This window comes from Marinobacterium maritimum (assembly GCF_039523155.1).
GTDB classification, from domain to species: Bacteria; Pseudomonadota; Gammaproteobacteria; order Pseudomonadales; family Balneatricaceae; genus Marinobacterium; species Marinobacterium maritimum.
Map to the genome: position 1 here is coordinate 309,514 of NZ_BAAAET010000001.1, position 20,853 is coordinate 330,366.

Genomic DNA, 20,853 nt, shown 5'->3' on the forward strand with positions numbered 1-20,853 from the left:
CGAGGGGGCGATATGAAAATCCAGCAGACGTTTCCGAACCGCATTCGCCATATCGAGAATACCTGGATCCCGATGCCGGATGGCACTCGGTTGGCGGCCAGGGTCTGGATGCCGGAGGGTGCAGAACGTGAACCGGTGCCGGCGATTCTGGAATATATTCCCTACCGAAAGCGCGATGGTTCTCGGTTGCGCGATGAAACCTTCCATCCCTATTTTGCCGGCCACGGATATGCCTGCATCCGGGTCGATATTCGTGGCAGCGGTGACTCGGAGGGCGTACTGACCGACGAGTATCTGCAGCAGGAGCTGGACGATGGCGTTTCGATCATCGAATGGCTCACCGAGCAGCCCTGGTGTAATGGCCGGGTGGGGATGATCGGTATCTCCTGGGGAGGCTTCAACGGGTTGCAGATCGCCGCGATGCAACCGCCCGCACTGCAGGCAGTCGTCAGTGTCTGCTCCACTGATGACCGCTACGCTGATGATGTGCACTATATGGGCGGCTGTCTGCTGGGTGACAATCTTTCCTGGGCGTCGACCATGTTTGCCTTTAACTCACTGCCGCCGGACCCGGCTGTCGTCGGTGAGCGCTGGCGCGAGATGTGGTTCGATCGGTTGGAAGGAAGCGGGCTATGGCTGCATACCTGGCTTGAGCATCAGCACCGTGACGACTACTGGAAGCACGGCTCCATCTGCGAGGACTTCTCCCGGGTACAGGTGCCGGTGATGGCGGTCAGTGGCTGGGCTGATGGTTACTCCAATGCGGTCTTCCGGCTGCTGACACACTTGCCGGGGCCACGTTTGGGGCTTATCGGTCCCTGGAGCCATCGCTACCCGCACTTGGGGGTGCCCGGGCCGGCGATCGGTTTTCTTCAGGAGTGTCTGCGCTGGTGGGACAAGTGGCTCAAGGACCGCGACACCGGCATTATGGAGGAGCCGATGTTGCGCGCCTGGATGCTCGACACCATGCCGCCTTCCACTGCCTACAGCCAGCGCTACGGCCGTTGGGTGAGTGAGCCGCACTGGCCTCCGCAGGAGGCGCGGGAGCAGGCCTTCCGGCTCACTGAGTATCGCCTCGTCGACGAAGGCACTGCGGTCGAGGATAAGTGGCTCTCGCTGCAGTCGCCACTGAGTAACGGTCTGTTTGCCGGCAAGTGGTGCTCCTACAGTGCGACGCCGGACCTGCCACACGATCAGCGCGAAGAGGATGGCGGCGCTTTGGTGTTCAATTCGGAACCTCTGCAGGAAACGCTGGAAATCCTGGGGGCGCCGGTAGTCGAACTCCATATTTCTGCCAGTGAGCCGGTGGCGATGGTCGCGGTGCGCCTCTCCGATATGCAGCCCGACAACAAGGTAACACGGGTCAGTTATGGCCTGCTCAATCTGACCCACCGCGACAGCCACGCCGATCCGACTCCGCTGGAGCCGGGTAAGCCCTACCGGGTGCGGGTTCAGCTCAACCAGATCGCCCAATCCTTCCCCAAGGGCCACCGTATTCGGCTCGCGATTTCGTCATCCTACTTTCCACTTGCCTGGCCGACACCGAACTCCACCCGGCTGCACATCCATACGGGTAAGAGCCGCCTGCTGTTGCCGCTGCATCAATCGCGCGAGGAGAAGGTCGTGTTTCCGGAGGTGGAGATGTCAGCCAGCAGCCAGGCGCAACGGCTCTCCGAGGAGCTTCACGATTGGCGTGTGATCCGTGAACTGGATGAAGACGTTTCCACCCTGGAGGTGATCAACGACGGCGGCTTTCAGAAGCTGGAGGCGATCGGGACGGTGGTCCAGCGCAAGACTCAGGAATGGTACTCCTACCAGGGGGACGACTTCAGCTCTGCCCGGGGTGAGACGCTTTGGGAGCGCAGTCTGGTTCGGGATGACTGGCAGATCAAAACCCTGACACGCACGGTGCTGACGTGTGATCCCGGCTATTTCTACCTTGATGCCGAGTTGGATGCCTATGAGGGTGATAAAAGGGTGTATTCCCAAAACTGGAGCTACGCCATTCGCCGTCAACTGGTCTGACAGACCTTCGATGACCGAGTCCTTTCGTCTGTCAGCCCGGCTCAGCCGCTGACAAATGTCCCGCCAGTTCGTATCATTCCACTCCCCTTGGCGGCACGACGCCAACCTAACCCAATGTGACGAGGAAGCATCATGTCCTTTCTGCGCCGAATGATGGCGCTGGTCCTGCTGGCGCTGCCGGCTCTGGCCCAGGCTGAAACCTTTGTGTTTACGGCGATTCCTGACGCCGACGAATCTCGCCTGCAGCAGCGTTTCGGCAAGGTGGCTGATTATCTGACCGAGCAGCTCGGTGTTGAGGTGAAGTACATCCCGGTGAAGTCGTACGCGGCGGCGATCACGGCGTTCCGCAACAATCAGGTGCAGCTGGCCTGGTTCGGTGGCTTGTCTGGTGTGCAGGCACGTCGTCTGGTGCCGGGTTCCGAGGCGCTGGCGCAGGGCTACGAGGATCAGTTTTTCAAAAGCTATATCATTGCCAACACCAGCACAGGGTTGGAGCCGTCCGACAGCCTGAGCGATGTGCTCAAGGGCAAGACCTTTACCTTCGGGTCCAAGGGCTCCACTTCCGGTCGTTTGATGCCGGAGTTCTATCTGCGTGAACAATTCGGTGCTGCGCCTGAAGTGATCTTTGAGCGTGTCGGTTTCTCCGGTGACCACAGCCGTACCATCGCTCAGGTACAGGCGGGTGCCTGGCAGGTTGGTGCGGTGAACTTTGCGGTCTGGGAGAAGGAGCTGGAAGAGGGCAAGATCGATACCTCGAAGGTCAAGGTAATCTGGACCACGCCGACCTATCCGGACTACCAGTGGACTGTTCGTGGTGATGTGAATGAACACTTTGGTGACGGCTTCAAGGAGAAGGTGCGTGCTGCGCTGCTGGAAATGAAGGATCCTGACCTGCTGGCCAGCTTCCCGCGTCAGAGCTTTGTACCGGCAAGCAACGATGATTACGGCCCGATCGAGGCAACCGCCAAGGCGATTGGTCTGCTGGATGACTGACCGCGAATGAGCCAGTCATCCGTTCTGTTCCAGCTCTCCGGCCAATCGCTGTCTTATGGCGATCACCGGGTGCTGGACAACATCAGCCTGCAGATCCATCGCGGCGAAAAGGTTGCGTTGCTCGGCCCTTCGGGCGCGGGCAAGACCTCGTTGTTACATCTGTTGTACCAGCAGCAGCCGGAGCGGGTGGCGTTGCAGCCGCAGTCCGGCGGGCTGGTGGATCTGCTGTCGGTGTACCAGAACATCTTTATCGGTGGGCTGGAACGGGTGCGCACCTTACCGGCGTTGTGGAATCTGGTGCGGCCGCTTGCGGCACATCGCCAGGGGATTGCCGAGCTGGTACAGACGCTCGGGCTGGAGGACAAGCTGTGGCAGTCGGTGGACCGGCTCTCAGGGGGCCAACGGCAGCGCGTGGCCATCGGCCGTGCCCTTTATCGCCAGCAGCCGGTGTTCCTCGGTGATGAGCCGGTGTCCTCGGTGGACCCGCTGCAGGCGGAATTGCTGCTGGAGTATCTGCTCGAGCAGCACGAGACCGCTGTAGTAAGCCTGCACAACCGTCAGCTGGCGCTGAATCATTTCGAACGCATCATCGTCATGCGCGATGGCCGTATCTGCTGCGACTGCCCGGCCCGCGAGCTGTCTGAGCAGAGGCTGGACGAATGGTATCAGCAGGAAAGTTCCCTGCTGGCACCGAGCCCGGTGCAGGAAACGGACGGCTGGGCGATGGTCCGGTCATGATCTTCGGCGACCAACCCTTACCGCTGTACCCGTATCGCTCCAGTGCCAGAACTCTTAACGGGGTTTGTGGCTTGCTGCTGGTGGTGGCGCTGCTGTGCCTGTTCGGCGCCGATCTGGCGGTCTATCCCGTCGACCCTTGGCAGGAGCTGGGCAGAATCGGGCAGGGGCTGTTGCTGCCGCGCTGGGATGAGCCGGTGGTGCTGATTGAAGCCGTGGGGCAGACGGTTGCCTTTGCGTTGCTGGCGGTGGCGATCTCGGCGCCACTGGGCTTGCTGCTATCGATGCTGTTCCGCTGGCGGCTGGTGCGTCTTCTTTGTGCCTCGGTGCGCTCAGTGCATGAGCTGTTCTGGGGGCTGATCTTCATGCAGCTCTACGGGCTCAGCGCTACCACTGGTCTGCTGGCGATTCTGGTGCCCTTTGCCGGGGTGTTCGCCAAGGTGTTTGCCGAGATTTTCGAGCAGCAGTCGCGTGACCCTGAGCTGACACTTGCCCCCGGGCTGAACCCGTTCAAGCGCTATCTGTATACCCTGATCCCCCAGGCCTGGCCGGCACTGCTCAGCTATACCCGCTATCGCTTCGAGTGCGCACTGCGCTCCAGCGCCATTCTGGGCTTTATCGGCCTGCCGACGCTGGGTTTTCATCTTGAGACTGCTTTCAAGCAGGGCCAGTACGCTGAGGCGGGGGCGCTGCTCTGGGCGTTCCTGCTGCTGATTGCGACGATCCGTTTCTGGGTGCGTCCGCGTTTGATTCCTTTTTACATGATACTGGCGATCTGGCTGCTGCCGGAGACGGTCGGTTTCAGTAACAGCGGCTATTTCTGGCAGTTCATCAGCCAGGATATCTGGCCTCGAGCACTGCGTGAGGGTGATCTTGCCGGCGCACTGGACTGGTATGGTCAGATGTTCAGTGAGCAGGTCTGGCCCGGCCTGGTGCAGACACTGCTGTTGACCCAGATTGCGCTGGTGCTGACCGGTCTGGTGGTCCTGCTGGTCTACCCGCTGGCGACCCGTTCGATGGCGGGAGCCGTGATGCGCTGGCCGGGGCGCTTTTTGCTGCTGGTGCTGCGCTCGACACCGGAGATGATCCTGGCGTTCGTGTTCATGCTGCTATGTGGCCCTTCAGGACTGCCGGCGGTGCTGGCGCTGGCGCTGCATAACGGCGGCCTGATCGCCTTTCTGGTGGCCAATGCCAGCGATGCGGAACATGGCTCTCGACAAGAGCGACCCGATGAGCCCAAGGGGCTGCTGCGCTATGCCTATATCGAAACACCGCGGCGCTTTCCGGCAATGCTGGCGTTCCTGTTCTATCGTTGGGAGGTTATCCTGCGAGAAAGTGCCATCATGGGGATACTGGGTATTGCCACGCTCGGGTTCTATATCGATTCGGCGTTCGAGGAGATTCGCTATGACCGCGCTTTCCTGCTGATTGCGGTCACGGCGCTGCTGAATGTGCTGGTCGACAGCCTGTCTCGCCGTCTGCGTCGGCTGACACAGGCGGAGTCGGTTCGGCAGCCGGATAGTTCTTGTTTGAAAATGGAGTAAGGAATGGAAGAGTCGGTAAAGCAGGAGCTGGTGCAGTTCCAGGAAATTTATAATCTGGTGGTGGAGTTCTTCGTCAACTACAGCTTCCAGATCATCGGTGCGCTGATCACCCTGCTGCTGGGGCTCTGGGTGGCGGGCAAGGTGTCCAACTGGTCGCTGGCGCTGATGCAGCGACACAACCTGGATGTCACGCTGAGCCGCTTCATTGCCAGCTGTGTCAAGATTCTGATTGTCGCCATGGTGGCGATCGTGGCACTTGGCAAGCTGGGCATCAGCGTCACCCCGCTGATAGCCATGATCGGTGCTGTCGGTCTGGGGGCTGGCCTGGCGATCCAGGGGCTGCTGTCCAACTACAGCGCCGGCTTGACCATCGTGCTGACACGCCCCTACGTGGTGGGCGACACCATTCAGGTGCAGGGCGTGAGCGGGCTGGTGAAAGAGGTTCACCTGTCACACACGCTGCTGACCAATGAAGACGGCGTCGAGATCTCCATCCCCAACAAGCATGTGGTGGGAGAGATCATCCATAACTCCCATGCCAATACGCTGGCGGAAGTGGCCATCGATATCGCCTACAGCGCCGACCCGGAGCAGGCCAGCGAACTGCTCAAGTCCGTGCTGGCGACGTTCGGTGACGAGATCTGTCAGGACCCGGCGCCTCAGGTGGGCATCGAGGCCTTCGGCGAGAGCGGCATTACTCTGGGCGTGCGTGTCTGGATTCCGACCGAGCGCTACTACGACCTGCTGTATCGCATCAATCTGGCGCTGTTCAATGCGCTGAAAGAAGCGGGCGTCGAGATTCCCTTCCCGCAGCGCGAGGTGCGACTGCTCAATACACCGCCTGCCGCCTGATCCAACCTTGCTGGCCAGTAGAGCCCTTCTTCGGAAGGGCTTTTTTGTCCGAACAAGGGGCAAGATCCAGGTGCAGCATTGGGGAGTTCGGCTCAGTCACCTATGCTTAGAGCACGGCGACCCTGCACTGGCCAGGAGGTATGCCATGAAGGCATGCGCGCATATCCGAGTTGGACGCAGTTACCCCATCACTGAAAGAGGCATTGTCCAATGCTTGAATCTCGAACCGGCAATACACTGACTTGCCAGTCTGCTCAGGCGGCAGACCTGTATCAAGACGCGATCGACCTGATTCTGGGCTCAGAATCCGGTGCGGCCGAAGCGCTTGATCGGGCGCTGGCGCTTGATGAGAACTTTGCATTGGCAGCGGCTGCGCGTTACTTCGTGGCCCAGGATGTTGGCGAGCCCGGCGCTGAAGCCTATCGCGAGCGTGCCGAGCTGGCGGTGCAGAACGCGACTGAGTGGGAGCGTGAGCATGTCGAGGTGCTGATCGGCTTGATCGACAATTTTCAGGCGACCCAGGCCCGTGCGCTGGACCATATCGCAACATCGCCTGCTGATCTGCTGGTGGTCTCCAAGCTGGCGGGAAATCTGTTCTTTTACGGCGGTGCGACCAAGCTGGAGACTGTGCTCGCTATCTTCGAGTCCGTTGAAGCGGCATTGAAGGATGATTGGGCCTTGCTCGCCCGGCTCGGGTTTGCGGCCAGTGAAGCCGGCCAGCGCAAGCGGGGGCGTGAACTGATTGAGCGGGCACTGGCGATTCGGCCGCAGGCGCTTTACTCCATTCACGCCCTGGCCCATTTGCTGCATGATGAAGGAGAGGCTGAAGAATCGGCGCAGTTGCTTCACGACTGGCTGGCTATCCATGGGGCTGGGGCTCGGGAAGGCCAGATGTATGGTCATGTTCAGTGGCACCTGGCGCTATCGGAGTGGCAAATGGATGAACGTGATGCCGCGATGCAGCGTTATCTGCGTTATTGTGCTCCGGATACAACCACTTGTGGTCCTGTACTGACGCTGGCTGATTGTGGCGGCTTCCTGCTCCGGGATTATCTGAAAAGCGGTCAGGCTAACCCCTTACAGCCTGATGTTGTCCGGCATATAGAACATGTCTGGTCGATGATCGGTCATCCTTTCATTGCACTGCATGTGGCGGGACTCTATGCATCGGCGGAAGATACTGCCGGACTTGAGCGTTGCAGGAGCGCAATCGCGGCTAAACCTGCAGGAGCCAATCGAGATCTCGCCTTGGCCCTGGTATCCGCCCTTAACGATTATGTGCAGGCCGATTACCCGCGTGCAACGCAGACATTGTCCGCCCTGTCTGAAGGCGCGCGCATCAGTATCGGAGGCAGTAATGTGGAACGCATACTGGTCGACTTGCTGGAGAAACGTTGCCAGGCCGCCAGCGCCGCACAATAGTGTCTGTGAAGGCGGGATGGAGCACTGAAATCTTGTGAGCCTTGTCTCGTAACATGGCTGAGGAATACTTGCAGTACAGCCCGGTACCGGGGCGCTCTTTGATCTGAATGCGGCTGGGTTGTATATGGCCTTGTTGTGCTTCGACATTTTGGAAATGTCTCGGTTTTCAAGGTTAGGTAAATTGCGTATATTGGCTGGAAATGTCAGTCATTTGAAACACAAAGCAAGACGTTTCCAGGTGCTTTCTCCCCCACAAAGCCTGCTGGATACTGCTAGCGTTGACCGAAAGCGGTAGGGATACTCTTTAATGCGAAACATGCTTCTGGGCGGGAAACTGCTCGCAATCGAGTCGGGTGAGGGCTCGATCACGCTTGACCACCTGCGCAGTGCACTCCAGTCTCTTCAGCCATTATCCGATAGCGATTATTCCCGGTTGTGCGATAGCCTGAATGTGCCCGAAGAGGGGCCGCGTACCGAGCGCTTCACAACCAGTCTGCTTGAAGAAACCGCCTCCTTGCCCCGAGTGCCCTATGCACCGGATGTAATCCGGCTGCTGGAGCGCCTGAAGCAGCAAGGGCTGGATCTTTCCAGTCGTGTCACCGAGCCGTACGTCAATCTGGGAGATCGCAAGGGCCGCTACCATACGGTGGTGTCCAGCGTGGCGGAACTTAAGGCGCTGTTGAGCAGCCGTATTTTCGATCAGGATGCGGCTGTTGAAGCGGTCAGCGATGCCGTGATGCGAATGAGCTGGAGCGAGCTCAGCGACCGCCCTCAGGCGATTTTTTCCTTCCTGGGGCCCGCCGCGACGGGTAAGACCTATATGGCCCAGCTGATGGGGCAGGGGCTGCAGGGCTATGCTCTCAGATCCTTCGATATGACCCAGTTCTCCTCCGAAAAAGAAAGTTTCGGCCTGGTGGGCCTGCGCAAGGGGTTCAGTGATGCGACCACCGGCCTGTTGACCGATTTCGTCAAGCAGCACCCGCGCTCGATCATTGTGTTCGACGAGCTGGAAAAGTCCCACAGCCGTGTGCAGACCGCGTTGCTGCGCCTGCTGTCGGAGGGCTGGTTGAGGGATGAATACAGCGGCGAAGAGATCGATTTCCGCCAGACCATTGTGGTGTTCACGTCGAACCTGGGCAGCAGTATCTATTCCAACCGGACGTTCGCCGAGCAGGCCCGCAAGCAACCGCACCAGGCGCGCGAGCATTTGTTACAGGCGATCAGTCAGGAAACCAAGATCGAGGATGGCCATCAGGTGGCCGCCATTCCGCCCGAGATGATCTCGCGGCTGTCTCAGGGCAGCATCATTCTGTTCAACAAACTCAGCATCGATGCGCTGGCCCGGATCGCCCAGGAGCAGATCCAGCATGAGCGTAAATCCTTTGAGGACAAGCTGGGCCTGTCGGTCGAGTTCAAGCAGTTCGATCTGCTGGTACGCCTGCTGGTGTTGGGTTTTGCCCCCGGTTTTGATACTCGGGCGGTGAAGTCGCGCTTGACCGATCAGGTGTACGACCCGGTGACCGACTATCTGCTGGCGCATGAAAATGCCCATGTCGAACAGGTTGAGCTGAGTATTGATGCTGGCGTTGAAGTCTTTTTGCAGTCTCAGGACATGGGCAAACTGCCGCAGCAGATGGCGACCAAGCATCAGCGGGTCTATTTTCGGCACCAGCTCGCGCTTGAGGACACTCGGCTGAAGGTGGTCCTGACCGATGCGCGCATCGAGAAGCTGGCACGGGGTGAGGATTTCACGGATGCTTCAGGCATCCAGGTGGATCTGCCCGAGGTGTCTTTCGAACAGATCGCCGGTCATGTGCAGATCAAGGCGCGGCTGAGTGAAACCATCAATCTGGTGAGCCAGCGCGAACAGCTGAAGGCGCAGGGCATCAGTGTACCCCGTGGCATGCTGCTCTACGGGGTGCCGGGTACGGGCAAAACGATGCTGGCCAAGGCCTTTGCTCATGAGGCGGGCCTGCCGTTCATCGCCTGTGCCGGTAATGACCTGCTGAACGAATCCTTCATTCGCAAGTTGTTTGCCCGCGCCCGCGAATATGCACCCGCGATCATCTTTATCGACGAGATCGATGCGCTGCCGCGTCGGGGTACGGCGGGGCCACATGCTGATGCGCTGGTGAACAGGATGCTGGTGGAAATCGATGGTTTTGCTGGCGGTGACGATATCTTCATCATCGCGGCGACTAACCGCAAGGACCTGATCGATCCGGCGATTCTGCGCTCGGGCCGTATCGACCTGCACTTTGAGGTGCCCCAGCTCGACAAGGAGGCGCGGCGCTGGTTTATCGAGCGGATGCTGGCGCGTCCCCTGTTCAGTCAGGGAATCGACGTGGATCAGTTGGTGATGCTGACGGCCGGTTTCAGTGGTGCTGATCTGGAAAAGGTCAGTCGGGAGGTTGTGCTGCTGGCGCTGCGTGAAGGGCTGGAGGCGATAGGGCCTGAGCTGGTGACCGAGCAGATTAATACGCAGAAATACGGTGCGCCACTTAACCTGGAGGATGGTCGTCAGCACCTGCTGGAAACGGCTTACCATGAAGCAGCACATGCCGTGATCTCACGGGTGCTGCTGCCGGAGCGCCGTATTGAACAGGTGACAGTCGTGGCCAGGGCCAACTTTCTCGGTATGGTCGCCTATGACAACGAGCAGGAACACGACTACACCCGCGAGTTTCTGTTCAACCTCACCTGTGTGGCGTTGGCGGGGCGGGCTGCACAGATCAAGCAGTTCGGTGACAAGGGGCTCGACAGTGGTGCGGCCGGCGACCTGAAGCAGGCGGCCAGCTATGCCTGGCATGCCATCGCCGAATGGGGCATGGATGAGCAGCTGTATAACCTGTCGATCCCGGCCCTGCAAGACTGGCTTAAACGCCTGCCCTTTGCGGCACAGGTTGAAGAGCGAATCAAACATTGGCTGGATGAGGCAACGGCTCACACCGCCTCGCTGGTCGACACTCATTGGCGTCAGATCGATCGCGTTGCTCAGCAGGTATTGAGTGACGAAATCATCGATGCTGCGACTTTACAGCAACTCATGGAGTGAAACGGACATGGCCATTAGCACAGCCAAGATTAAACAGTATCTCGACGAGGTCGACTTCAAATACCAGGAACGGGATAGCGATACCATTGTGACCGGTTTCACCGACGACGATAGCAACCGGGTCATGATTGTCATCCGCCTGATGGAAGATGGCGAATTTCTGCAGATGCGTACCCTCAAGCACCTTGATGAGCTGGTGGAAGAGGCCGATCCGGAGAAGCGTACCGAGCTGCTGAAGTGGATGCTGAACAAGAACTACACCACCAAGACAGGTTCCTGGGAGTACGACCCGGATGACCACGATCATCACCTGTCCATCGGTCATGTGATCGAAGATGGTGACCTGACCTACAAGCAGTTCCTGCGCATGCTGGGTGTGCTGACCAAGAGTGCTTCTCTGATCCCTGAAATGAAGGAAGTGCTGGGCATCAATGAAGCGGCTATCGATCCTGTCGAACAAAAGCGCCAGGAACTGCTGGCCCAGCTGCGTGCGCTTGAAGACGGTACCGGTATCTGATTATTTTCCCGGGGGCTGGTGAGCAGGTCCCCGGTCTACCCTGAATAATGAGGAACACGCTTTGGCTACAACGCTAAAGGAACTGGAAGCCCTGTTCCAGTCCATCGGCTGGAAGTACAAGTGCCGACAGGAAGAGCAGGATAGTGCTGACGGCTATCTGTATTCGGCTTTCCCGACCAAGCATTATCGTGATGCTGATGGTGACTCCATGGTCACCTTTATCTTCAACGTGCAGGAGTCGGGTGAGCTGATCAAGATTGTGGTACCCCGGCTGTACAGTTGCATCAACCCTCAGTTCCGTCGCGCCTTCTTCGAGGTGGCGATTCGCAAGACCTTCGAGAAGAAACTCTGCTTCTACGACTACGATCACCGCGACGGCGAGATCCGCATGCTGCTCGACCTGCCGCTGGAAGATGCCTGTCTGACCGAGCGCCAGATCAAGCGTATCGTGCAGGCGATGCTGATGCATATCGATGCCAACGAAGAAGCGGTCCGGGGGGCTGTCGAGCGGGGAGAACTGCCGTTTATCGATTACAAGGCCGATCTGACCCACGAAATCACCAAGCTTTCTCCGGATCAACAGCTTGAGCTGCTGGTCGAGATCAAGCGGCGTAATCAGGTCGGGTAGGGCTGATGGCTAGTAAAAAGCGCAATAACCAGGAGTTCCGGAACTTCACGTCGGGCATCTTCTATTCCCTCTGTATTGCCCTGGTACTGTTTCTGGTCACGCTGATGGTGCTTAAGCTGGGGCCGGAAATGCCAGACCTGCTCACCTTTACACGCTGGTCGGGTATCAGTGATGCGATCAATCTGGTGATCGGTTTGCCGATCGCTTTTGCCGGGGCCTATGTGGCCATCTCGATTGCCAGCCGAACCCAGGATCTGTCCGAAAAACAGCAGTCGCAGCAGGATCACCACTATTACGAGCAACTGCACGAGCAGCTGATCGATAACTACTTCGAGATCAGCCGAGCGGCTGATCGTCTGGTATCGGCGGCCAACCGTTTCGAGGAAGCCTTTCAGGGGCGGCTGCGGCATGAAACCTCGTCCCGCTTTGCTTTCATCAACTTCGTCGATGAGGATCATCGTCGCCGCTACATCCAGGAGATGCTGGAGCAGAACCGTGATGGCATCAGCGACAAGCTGGGCGCCTTGCATGAAGAGATTCGCGAACAGATCCACCAGTTGCTGGAAGCGGTCGATCTGGCCTTCAAGCACGCGGCCGTCAATGAGACCTGGGAACTGGCGTCCTCGGATCCGAGCTACTCCAGCCTGCTGACAGAGGCGTGCGAGATGCAGCTCTGCACGGGCGCGTTCGCTGATGCCAAGGACGGGCGGGACTGGCTGCTGGAAGCGAAAAACGAAATTCTGGAGCGGCTCGACTTGCACCAGATTCAGGATGCTATCGCCACCGAGCACGACAGCGTTCACCCGCTGCTGCCGTATTGTCTATATGTTTCCGAACTGCAGGACTACAAGCGTCGTGCCGGGGGAGGTGACTGGTACATTGAGGTGCTGCTGGCTGGTTACTTCCTGATGACCCATGCCAGCCCTCGGGCGGCGGATGGGCGCAGTTTCTTCAACAGCGGTGCCCTGTTCCTGATGGACCTGATCCATACCCTGCCCAGCAGTGAGCATGTGCGTCTGGCGTTCTCGCGTCGCTATGCCGATACCGAAGCGGTATTTCACGGAGCAGCTCCGTTACCGGACGTCATGGATAAATACCTGGCGGCGGTTACGGCCAGTAAACGGCTGAGCCCGAACAGCCAACACCTGTTCATGATGTTGTCACGCAATATCCAGTTCGGTCATTATTCACCCCGTATTCGCAAGACGCGGCAGGTGCTGGAGCAGCTGCTGGCGCACAGCCTGGAAGCGGGTACTAGCGCCCGGCTGTCGCTGCTGCAAATTCGCTATGAGCGCTTGCAGCAGTCCGATACGGACAAGTATGAGTAATCAGGTGTTTAACCTATCAAGAGTTTGAGGACAAGATGAGTCTGAACTGGAGTCTGAGCGAAGGTGAAAATCCCTTTGCTCCTGAAGAGCAATGCGCAACCAACCGTTTTCACTTTGCGGAATCCAGTGCCACCGAGGACGGGGCGCTCAAGGATGACATGGAAGAAGCGCTGGAGAAGGCGATGGCCTTGCTCAATGCCAATGTCAAAAACGAGTCGCGTTATTTCCTGGTTGAGTGGGATCGGGAGAATGCGGTGCTACGGCTGGCGGTGACGAACGATCGCAAGGAGCAGGATGCGGCTGATGTCGTGACGTGCCGCTTCGCGGCGCTGCAGCAGCGGTTGCAGACTGCAGACGAGGCCGCTGTTGAAGCCTGCTCAGACAAGGTCAATTTTTGCGCCAAGGATTACCTGTCCACGTGTACCGGGTTTATGGACTATTCCCTGGTCGCGATGTACACGGATGGCCCTCGTTCAGAGGTGCGGATGCTGTGACAAGGCAGCAAGGTCGTTAGGCGGACGGCGATCCTGTCATGGTTCTGCTCATCCAGGAAAGCCCGTCGAGGCGGGTTTTCCTGTCTCAGGGGATATTTTCCCTGCCCGCATCTGTTACTCCTCCATTACAGCTCCCTTGGTAAGATCGCCCCCTCTGGCTGCATAAATTCATGAGATAAAAGGATTAAGGAAGAGCGGCATCCTTTTTGCTGGGCTGGAAAGTATTCACTACATCGTAAGGGCTGGGGTCGGTTCCGGGGTGTTGCAGGTACCTGCTCTTTCCGCCAATTATTCGGAGAGTGAGGGCTATGAAGCGTCGAGACTTTCTTACTCTGAGTATCAGGTCTGCCATGGCAGCAGGCTTGACCGCCAGTATTCCGGTTGACCTCCTGCATGCCCATACGCTTCAGGCCGCGAGCCTGGCGGTGGGTTTGTCTGATCCGGCCATGCAACCGCTATTCATGAATCCGGCACCCAATGCCTTGGACACCGGCTTCAAATATGTGCCCAATAGCGGGCGCCTGCGGATCCGTGCGGCAAGGACAGTGCAAATGACCGGTCTGGTCGGTATGGATGGCTTTACTCCTGTGCCCACAACCGTCTGGGGCTACGGGGTTCATAACGGTCCGGTATCCTGGCCCGGACGCACGATTGAGCTTGCTGCCCGGCAGGAACCCCTCGAGATCAGCTGGGAAAACGATCTGATCGAAGGTGGTCAGGTTGTATCACACCTGCTGCCGGTCGATTCCAGCCTGCATTGGGCCTACTCTCTGAATGAATATGCGCACTACACTCTGGCGGATGATGGTGTTCCGATTGTGACCCATGTCCATGGTGGCCGGAACGACAGTCCTTTTGATGGCAATCCCGAATATTTCTTTTCGCCTCGCTTCAGGGTACTGGGGCCTCGTTGGGAGGCTCGTTATTACCGCTATGGTGGCTCTGACTGGAACGACGTGGCCGGTACCTGTTGGTACCATGATCATGCTCTCGGTATTACCAGGCTCAATGTCTACGCGGGGTTGGCAGGTTTCTTCATCGTTCGGGACAAAGATGATGATGGGCTGCCGGATAATGTGTTGGGCCTTCCGGCAGCGCCCTATGAACTGGGGTTCGCGGTGCAGGATCGTATGTTCCGCCACACTGGCGAGCTTTTTTACCCGGCTTTTCCGGGTGATCCTTTCTACAGTGAATTCATTGAAGAAGAGGGCGTCGTGCTACCGGAGCAGCTCTTTCCTGATGGAGGTCCAACCGCGCTGGCCGAGTTCTTCGGTGATCATATGGTTGTCAACGGGGTGATCTGGCCAAAGTATGAGGTGGAGCAGCGCCAATACAGGGTGAGGTTGCTGAATGGCTGCGACAGCCGGTTCATGCGATTACGATTAAAGGTGGTGCCAGCTGGCGAGATTGATCCAGGGCCTGGCGAGCCGGTCCCTTTTTACGTGATCGGTTCAGACCAGAGCCTGCTTGAGCAACCCGTCGAGGTGGATGAGGTGGGCTTCGCACCCGGAGAGCGCCTTGATCTGGTGGTGGATTTCAAGCGTGTGCCCATGGGGTATAGGGTAATTATCGAAAACCTGCTTGGTGATGCGCCCTTCGGTGGTGAGCTGCCGAAAAAGGAGGACCTCTTCCCGAACCGACGTACCGACCGCATTCTGGCCTTTGATGTGGTACTTCCTCGTTCATCTGTTCCTGATACCGATATCAGTGTGGCAAGTGCTCTTGGAGGAGGAATAAATGTAGAAGACCCGCCACCTCCTGCTGTGCCCGGAGTACGCCGGCTTGCTCTGTTCGAGGGTACCGATGAGTTTGGGCGGCTGCAGCCTTTGCTCGGAACGGCCGAGCCTGTCATGGACGTTACAGGGCGCGAGGTGCAGGGAGCTCTTGCATGGCACAGTCCAATCACCGAAAACCCGGAGCTCAACTCCACCGAAATCTGGGAAATCTACAATGCGACTGGCGATGCCCACCCCGTACACGTGCATCTGGTCTACTTCCAGATACTGGATCGTCAGGCGTTCAAGGCGGATCTGGTTGCGCAGCCGGTGTTGCAGCACAACGGTGAGGAAGGGAGTGGCTATCGGCTAGAGAATATCAAACTGCTTGGCAAGCCTGTCTCTCCAGAGCCACAGGAGCTGACCCGGCGTGACATTGTTACGGCGCTACCGGGGCAGGTGACCCGGATCAAGATGCGGTTCGACAAGCCCGGTCGTTTTGTCTGGCATTGTCACATTCTTTCGCACGAGGACCATGAGATGATGCGCCCCTTCCATGTCGGGACGGGCCCTTTCTAGCCGAGTTTCGGGTGTGATGGCAGTCCAGAGCGGGCTGAGTCAGACGGTAGGCACAAAAAAATCCGGAGTCCTCGAGAGGAGTCCGGATCTCTTGTACTGATCGGAAGCGCAGGGCTTAGCCGATCAGGTGTCGTCTAAACCAAGGGTTTAGATAGCGACGATGTTCTCAGCCTGAGGACCTTTCTGGCCCTGAGTAACAGTGAACTCAACCTTCTGGCCTTCTTCCAGGGTCTTGAAACCGCTGCCGGAGATAGCGCTGAAGTGAGCAAATACGTCAGGACCGTTTTCCTGAGCGATGAAGCCGAAACCTTTAGTTTCGTTGAACCATTTAACGGTGCCAGTAGTAGTGTTTGACATGATATTTATCTCGATCTGAGTAAAAAATTGAACCCTGAGGCATAAGCGCCAATAAGGGTCAGGTAATGCTTAGGTAATGTTGGTACTTATGAATACAGAACGAGGTACTTACTATTAGGCAGGACGTCGAAATGGTGCATAAATGCTTGTGTTACTCTTAAGCCTGTCCAGAGTACACCAGTTGGGCCCGGCGTCAAAGCTTTATTTCATTTATCTTTCATTTATCCGTCCAGAGAAAGCACCTTGGCTCCAGTAGTTCTGGTGAGGCCTGGGCGCCTGTATTGGGCTTTTCAACTGTTCATGTGTTGTGCTCTGTGCAGACTTTCCGCGGCTAACACTTCCATTGTGCTGTTTTCCCTCAGCCGGCAGAGGCAATACGCAGAACGGCCGCTCCTCAGCTCCTTAAACTGTTTTCAACTGGTTCAAGGCAGTGCTCCTTCACTAAAAGACAGGCGTGTAGCGGCTTTGCTTGACAGTTATGGGCCCGAATAGATACGGGCGAGTCATTTTCAGAACAGGATTGGCCTTGCCGTATCCCTGACGGGGGCAGCTGCAGCGTCTCAGTGCAGTCGGGCACACCTGCTAATAATAAAGAGGGCATCGACAGCTATGCTAGATCTCACAGGAAGACTGACACACTTTGCCAACCCCAAGGCGGACAGTTCACGTGCATACAGCCAGGTTCAAAAGAATGTGATTTGTGTAGATGCTGCTGATGAAGCAATTCGCGATATCAAAACCTGGCCAGGCTATTCGGTAACACCGCTGTATTCGTTCAATTCACTGGCGGCCGATACTGATCTGGCTCGTATCTGGTACAAGGATGAATCCAAGCGCTTTGACTTGAAAAGCTTTAAAGCGCTGGGTGGCGCTTATGCGGTTGCACGTCAGTTGCAGCTGGCACTGGAACAGAAATCCGGCACACGTCCCAGTATTGCCGAGCTGCTGGACGGCCGCTGGAAAAAAGAAGTGGCTGAAATGGTGGTCAGCTGCGCGACCGATGGCAATCACGGTCGTTCTGTAGCCTGGGGCGCCCAGATGTTTGGCTGTGGCTGTGTGATCTATGTGCACCGTGATGTGTCGGAAGGGCGCAAGCGGGCGATGGAAGCGTACGGTGCTGAGGTGATCCGGATTGCTGGCAACTATGACGACTCAGTACGCCAGGCGGATGCCGATGCCAAGGCGCATGGCCGTATCATCGTCTCTGATACCAGTTATGAAGGCTACATGGAGATTCCCAAGGATGTGGCTCTGGGCTATACAGTGATGTTGTCGGAGCTTGTTGAGCAGCTTGATGGGGAGATTCCGACCCATGTCTTTATTCAGGGGGGAGTAGGTGGCCTTGCCTCGGCTGTATGTGGCTATTTCTGGGATCTTTGGGGCGAGCGTCGCCCGCGTTTTGTAGTGGTTGAGCCTGAGAAGGCCAACTGCCTGCAGCAAAGCGCCAAATCCGGAGAGCCGGTAGTGGTGGAAGGCGACCTGGAAACTTTGATGGCGGGTTTGGCCTGTGGTGAAGTCTCTTTGCTGGCGTGGGAAATACTGGCGACTGGGGCCGATGACTTCATGACACTGAGCGAAGATGCGGTTCCAGTAACCATGCGCATGTTGGCGAAGGGCTACCGCCAGGATCCGGCTGTCGAGGCGGGTGAATCTGCGGTGCCGGGGCTGGCTGCGGCGATTCGGGCTCGTCAGAGCAGCGAGTTTGCGGCTGCGCTGGGTCTGGATCGAGACAGCAAGATCCTGGTGATCGGCACCGAAGGAGCGACAGACCCCGAAGTATATCAGCAGCTTGTAGGCTGATTCAGCAAGAGAGAATGGGCGGCAGTGGCCGCCCATTTTTTATTGTCCAATAGCCATAATTGGCTGAGTTCTGCTTCAGTCCTGCTTTTCATCAACAGGCACGGTCAAACCGACTTTTACCGGATCCATGACTACATGAGTCTGGAAACTGCGTACGTTGGTATTATCAAAAAAGGCTTCCCGGGTGAATTGCTCATACTCTTCCATGTCGAAAGCTGTAACCACCAGCATGAAGTCGGCACTGCCGGTGACATAGTAGCACTGCTGCACTTCCTCCCTTTTTTTCATCTCTTTCTTGAACAGGTCGATGAGATCAGCGCGTTCACGCTCCAGGCTGACCTGCACGATAAGCGTCATGTTGCGGCCAAGCGCTTTGGCATTTACCACGGACACATCGGCACTGATGATCTGCTGTTCGCGCATCCGTTTGACGCGCCGCTGAACGGCTGCCGGTGACAGGCCGACATGCTCGGCAATCTGGTCAGAGGTCGTGCGATTGGAGGTTTGCATGATCTTGAGAATTTTGCGATCGAAGCTGTCGAGTGACAGCGTGCTGGATGGCGGCATGGGTAACCCTTCGTTATCAGTGTCGCTGCGGTGATGGATCGGTCATCACCGTGAACGGTTAAACGCGTCTTTCTGGTGGTACTCCGTCATTGGTACCGGGTGAGTGATGAAAACACATCTGCGGGGTGATTTGCATATTTTCCTCATCTGCGGGCGCAAATTGTATGAATGCCTGCAAGCCTGGTGCGTAACATGAGTCTAGGTCGGGATATCGGGCACGACCAGATCACCAATAAAACCGATAAGGCGCGTGAGAACAGAATAATGAAAACCGAAACGCTATCGCCACGTTACAAACTGGATCATCTGGCTCCTATGGGGCGTGTCGGAGTGATCACTCTGGCGACCGATTTCAATATCGAGCAGGACCTGCGGCGTATCTATCCGGATGGTGTGGAGATGTTTACCAGCCGGGTACGCAACTACAATCCGCTAACTATTGAGAACCTGCGGACCATGGCGCCGGGTATCAGTGCTGCGGCCGATGCGATCCTGCCGGGCACGCAGCTGGATGTGATCATCTATGCCTGTACCTCGGGTACGGTAGCGATCGGTAGCGAGCGGGTGACCGAGCTGATCCACTCTACCCGTCCCGGTGCGTTGGTCACCAATCCCGTTACGGCAGCATTTGCCGCCTTCACAGAGCTTAATGCAGAACGCATTTCGGTGCTGACGCCCTATACCGAAACAGTTAATGAAGATGTGGCTCGCGTCTTTACCGGTTCTGGCTGCGAAGTTATCAATATTGCCGGCTTTGGGTTTGAAGACGATACCGAGATGACCTTCATTAGCCCGCGGGATATTGAAGAAGCAGCGATCAAAGTCTGTGATCCTGATGCCGATCTTCTATTCATCTCCTGCACGGCGCTGAGAAGTGCGCAGGTGGTTGAGCGTATAGAGGAGCGTTTGGGTAAACCGGTGATCACCAGTAACCAGGTTCTGGCTTGGCACAGCCTGCGCCTGTTGCAGTATCCCGCTGCAGTGCATGGCTATGGTCATCTTTTGTCCTGCCATTTATCCCCAGAGTCAGGTATTGAACACCTGACTGATCAGGCTTCGGTGCTGGAGGTCACGTCATGATTGAGTTCGATTCCAACCTGATTGCCGCGATGACCGAATGGCGACGACACCTGCACCGTTTTCCGGAGTGTGGTTTCGATGTTCACCAGACCGCGGATTTTATTGCTGAGAAGTTGGCTTCCTGGGGAATCGAGGTCGTACGGAATATCGGCCAGACAGGCCTCGTAGGGATTCTGCGCAACGGTAACAGCTGTGCCAGTATCGGCCTGCGTGCGGACATGGATGCGCTGCACGTTCAGGAGATGAACACCTTTGACCACTGCTCTCGTCATCAGGGGCGCATGCATGCCTGTGGTCACGATGGTCATTCCACCATGCTGCTAGGGGCTGCTTGTCATCTGGCGCAGCACCGTAACTTCGATGGAACCGTCTATTTCATTTTTCAGCCTGATGAAGAGCATGGCTGTGGTGCTCAGGCGATGATTGATGATGGTCTGTTTGAGCGTTTCGAAATAGATGCCGTCTACGGTTTGCACAACCTGCCGGGGCTGCCAGCCGGCCACTTTGCCGTCCGCCCGGGCTCGCTGATGGCAAGTGAGAGCAGCTTTGAGATCCGTATTAAGGGCGTAGGTGGCCATGCCGCCATGCCACACACCGGAGTAGATCCTATTGTGGTGGGCTCTCAGGTCATTCTGGGTTTGCAGACGATCGTTTCACGTAACCTTAGTGCCATTCATGAAACGGCGGTGGTATCGGCTACCGAGTTCATCACCAATGGTACCGTCAATGTGATCCCATCTGATGTGGTGATTAAGGGTGACTGCCGCTGTTTCACTGAAGACTCACTGGCTCGCATTGAGCAGCGCATGGAGCAGATCGTCGGCGGTATCTGTCAGGCGGCAGGGGCGCAGTACGAGTTCGAATTCATCAATACCTTCTATCCCACCGTCAACAGTGCCGAAGAGACCCAGCATGCGGTCGAGGCGGCGCAGCAGGCTCTGGGGGCCGAACGGGTCAACCCGAGTTGTGACCCGTTCACCATCTCTGAGGACTTCTCCAGCATGCTGAGAGTCAAGCCGGGCTGTTACGCGTTGTTGGGTAACGGTATCGACTCGGTGGGAGGCTGTGCTTTGCACAACCCGAAATACGATTTCAATGATGACATCCTGCAAAGTGGCGCAGCCTATTGGGTCACGCTGGTGCAAAACCAATTGCAGTAGGC

17 protein-coding genes are annotated in these 20,853 nt (G+C 57.3%); 15 read left to right on the forward strand and 2 right to left on the reverse strand.

Annotation, left to right across the window (positions count from 1 at the left end; all coding sequences use genetic code 11):
• The first annotated feature begins 12 nt into the window (after window positions 1-12).
• From ABD013_RS01420 to ABD013_RS01475, 12 genes are all read left to right on the forward strand, one after another.
• On the forward strand, window positions 13-2,025 hold the full coding sequence (locus ABD013_RS01420) for a CocE/NonD family hydrolase (RefSeq protein WP_343801151.1): 2,013 nt from the start codon (window positions 13-15) through the stop codon (window positions 2,023-2,025).
• A 132-nt stretch (window positions 2,026-2,157) separates the two neighbouring features.
• The gene (locus tag ABD013_RS01425) at window positions 2,158-3,018 is read left to right on the forward strand and encodes a putative selenate ABC transporter substrate-binding protein (protein ID WP_343801154.1); all 861 of its coding nucleotides are present in this window, start codon (window positions 2,158-2,160) and stop codon (window positions 3,016-3,018) included.
• 6 nt (window positions 3,019-3,024) lie between these two features.
• A complete protein-coding gene (locus ABD013_RS01430) occupies window positions 3,025-3,756 on the forward strand; it encodes an ATP-binding cassette domain-containing protein (protein WP_343801158.1) in 732 nt (243 codons plus the stop codon).
• Window positions 3,678-5,297: a PhnE/PtxC family ABC transporter permease gene (locus ABD013_RS01435; protein ID WP_343801161.1), complete on the forward strand. Its 1,620-nt coding sequence runs from the start codon at window positions 3,678-3,680 to the stop codon at window positions 5,295-5,297. The genes ABD013_RS01430 and ABD013_RS01435 overlap by 79 nt, the downstream gene beginning before the upstream one ends.
• Window positions 5,298-5,300: 3 nt before the next feature.
• Window positions 5,301-6,149, forward strand: coding sequence for a mechanosensitive ion channel family protein (locus ABD013_RS01440; RefSeq protein ID WP_343801164.1), 849 nt, complete (start codon window positions 5,301-5,303; stop codon window positions 6,147-6,149).
• Window positions 6,150-6,359: 210 nt separating this feature from the next.
• Complete coding sequence (locus ABD013_RS01445; protein ID WP_343801167.1) at window positions 6,360-7,571, forward strand: tetratricopeptide repeat protein; 1,212 nt, start codon at window positions 6,360-6,362, stop codon at window positions 7,569-7,571.
• A 307-nt stretch (window positions 7,572-7,878) separates the two neighbouring features.
• Window positions 7,879-10,626 (forward strand): AAA family ATPase, encoded by a 2,748-nt coding sequence (locus tag ABD013_RS01450; protein ID WP_343801170.1) that lies wholly within the window; start codon window positions 7,879-7,881, stop codon window positions 10,624-10,626.
• Window positions 10,627-10,633: 7 nt separating this feature from the next.
• Entirely contained in the window at window positions 10,634-11,143 is a 510-nt protein-coding gene (locus tag ABD013_RS01455) for a hypothetical protein (RefSeq protein ID WP_343801173.1), read from the forward strand.
• A 61-nt stretch (window positions 11,144-11,204) separates the two neighbouring features.
• The gene (locus ABD013_RS01460) at window positions 11,205-11,771 is read left to right on the forward strand and encodes a hypothetical protein (RefSeq protein ID WP_343801176.1); all 567 of its coding nucleotides are present in this window, start codon (window positions 11,205-11,207) and stop codon (window positions 11,769-11,771) included.
• Window positions 11,772-11,776: 5 nt separating this feature from the next.
• Window positions 11,777-13,099, forward strand: coding sequence for a hypothetical protein (locus ABD013_RS01465; protein ID WP_343801179.1), 1,323 nt, complete (start codon window positions 11,777-11,779; stop codon window positions 13,097-13,099).
• A 35-nt stretch (window positions 13,100-13,134) separates the two neighbouring features.
• Window positions 13,135-13,593 (forward strand): hypothetical protein, encoded by a 459-nt coding sequence (locus ABD013_RS01470; protein ID WP_343801182.1) that lies wholly within the window; start codon window positions 13,135-13,137, stop codon window positions 13,591-13,593.
• Window positions 13,594-13,901: 308 nt separating this feature from the next.
• Window positions 13,902-15,887 carry a multicopper oxidase family protein gene (locus ABD013_RS01475; protein ID WP_343801185.1) on the forward strand — a complete coding sequence of 662 codons (1,986 nt, stop codon included), beginning with the start codon at window positions 13,902-13,904 and terminating at the stop codon, window positions 15,885-15,887.
• Between the two features lie 147 nt (window positions 15,888-16,034).
• On the opposite strand, the gene cspE is transcribed toward ABD013_RS01475, so the two are convergent.
• Window positions 16,035-16,244 carry a transcription antiterminator/RNA stability regulator CspE gene (gene cspE, locus ABD013_RS01480; RefSeq protein ID WP_343801188.1) on the reverse strand — a complete coding sequence of 70 codons (210 nt, stop codon included), beginning with the start codon at window positions 16,242-16,244 and terminating at the stop codon, window positions 16,035-16,037.
• Between the two features lie 609 nt (window positions 16,245-16,853).
• Here cspE and ABD013_RS01485 point away from each other — a divergent pair.
• Window positions 16,854-18,044 carry a diaminopropionate ammonia-lyase gene (locus ABD013_RS01485; RefSeq protein WP_343801191.1) on the forward strand — a complete coding sequence of 397 codons (1,191 nt, stop codon included), beginning with the start codon at window positions 16,854-16,856 and terminating at the stop codon, window positions 18,042-18,044.
• 75 nt (window positions 18,045-18,119) lie between these two features.
• Here ABD013_RS01485 and ABD013_RS01490 read toward each other — a convergent pair whose 3' ends face one another.
• On the reverse strand, window positions 18,120-18,611 hold the full coding sequence (locus ABD013_RS01490) for an Lrp/AsnC family transcriptional regulator (protein ID WP_343801194.1): 492 nt from the start codon (window positions 18,609-18,611) through the stop codon (window positions 18,120-18,122).
• A 192-nt stretch (window positions 18,612-18,803) separates the two neighbouring features.
• On the opposite strand from ABD013_RS01490, the gene ABD013_RS01495 reads away from it, so the two are divergent.
• Entirely contained in the window at window positions 18,804-19,691 is an 888-nt protein-coding gene (locus ABD013_RS01495) for a maleate cis-trans isomerase family protein (RefSeq protein ID WP_343801197.1), read from the forward strand.
• A complete protein-coding gene (locus tag ABD013_RS01500) occupies window positions 19,688-20,851 on the forward strand; it encodes a M20 aminoacylase family protein (RefSeq protein WP_343801200.1) in 1,164 nt (387 codons plus the stop codon). Before ABD013_RS01495 ends, ABD013_RS01500 begins: the two co-directional genes overlap by 4 nt.
• Window positions 20,852-20,853 lie beyond the last annotated feature (2 nt).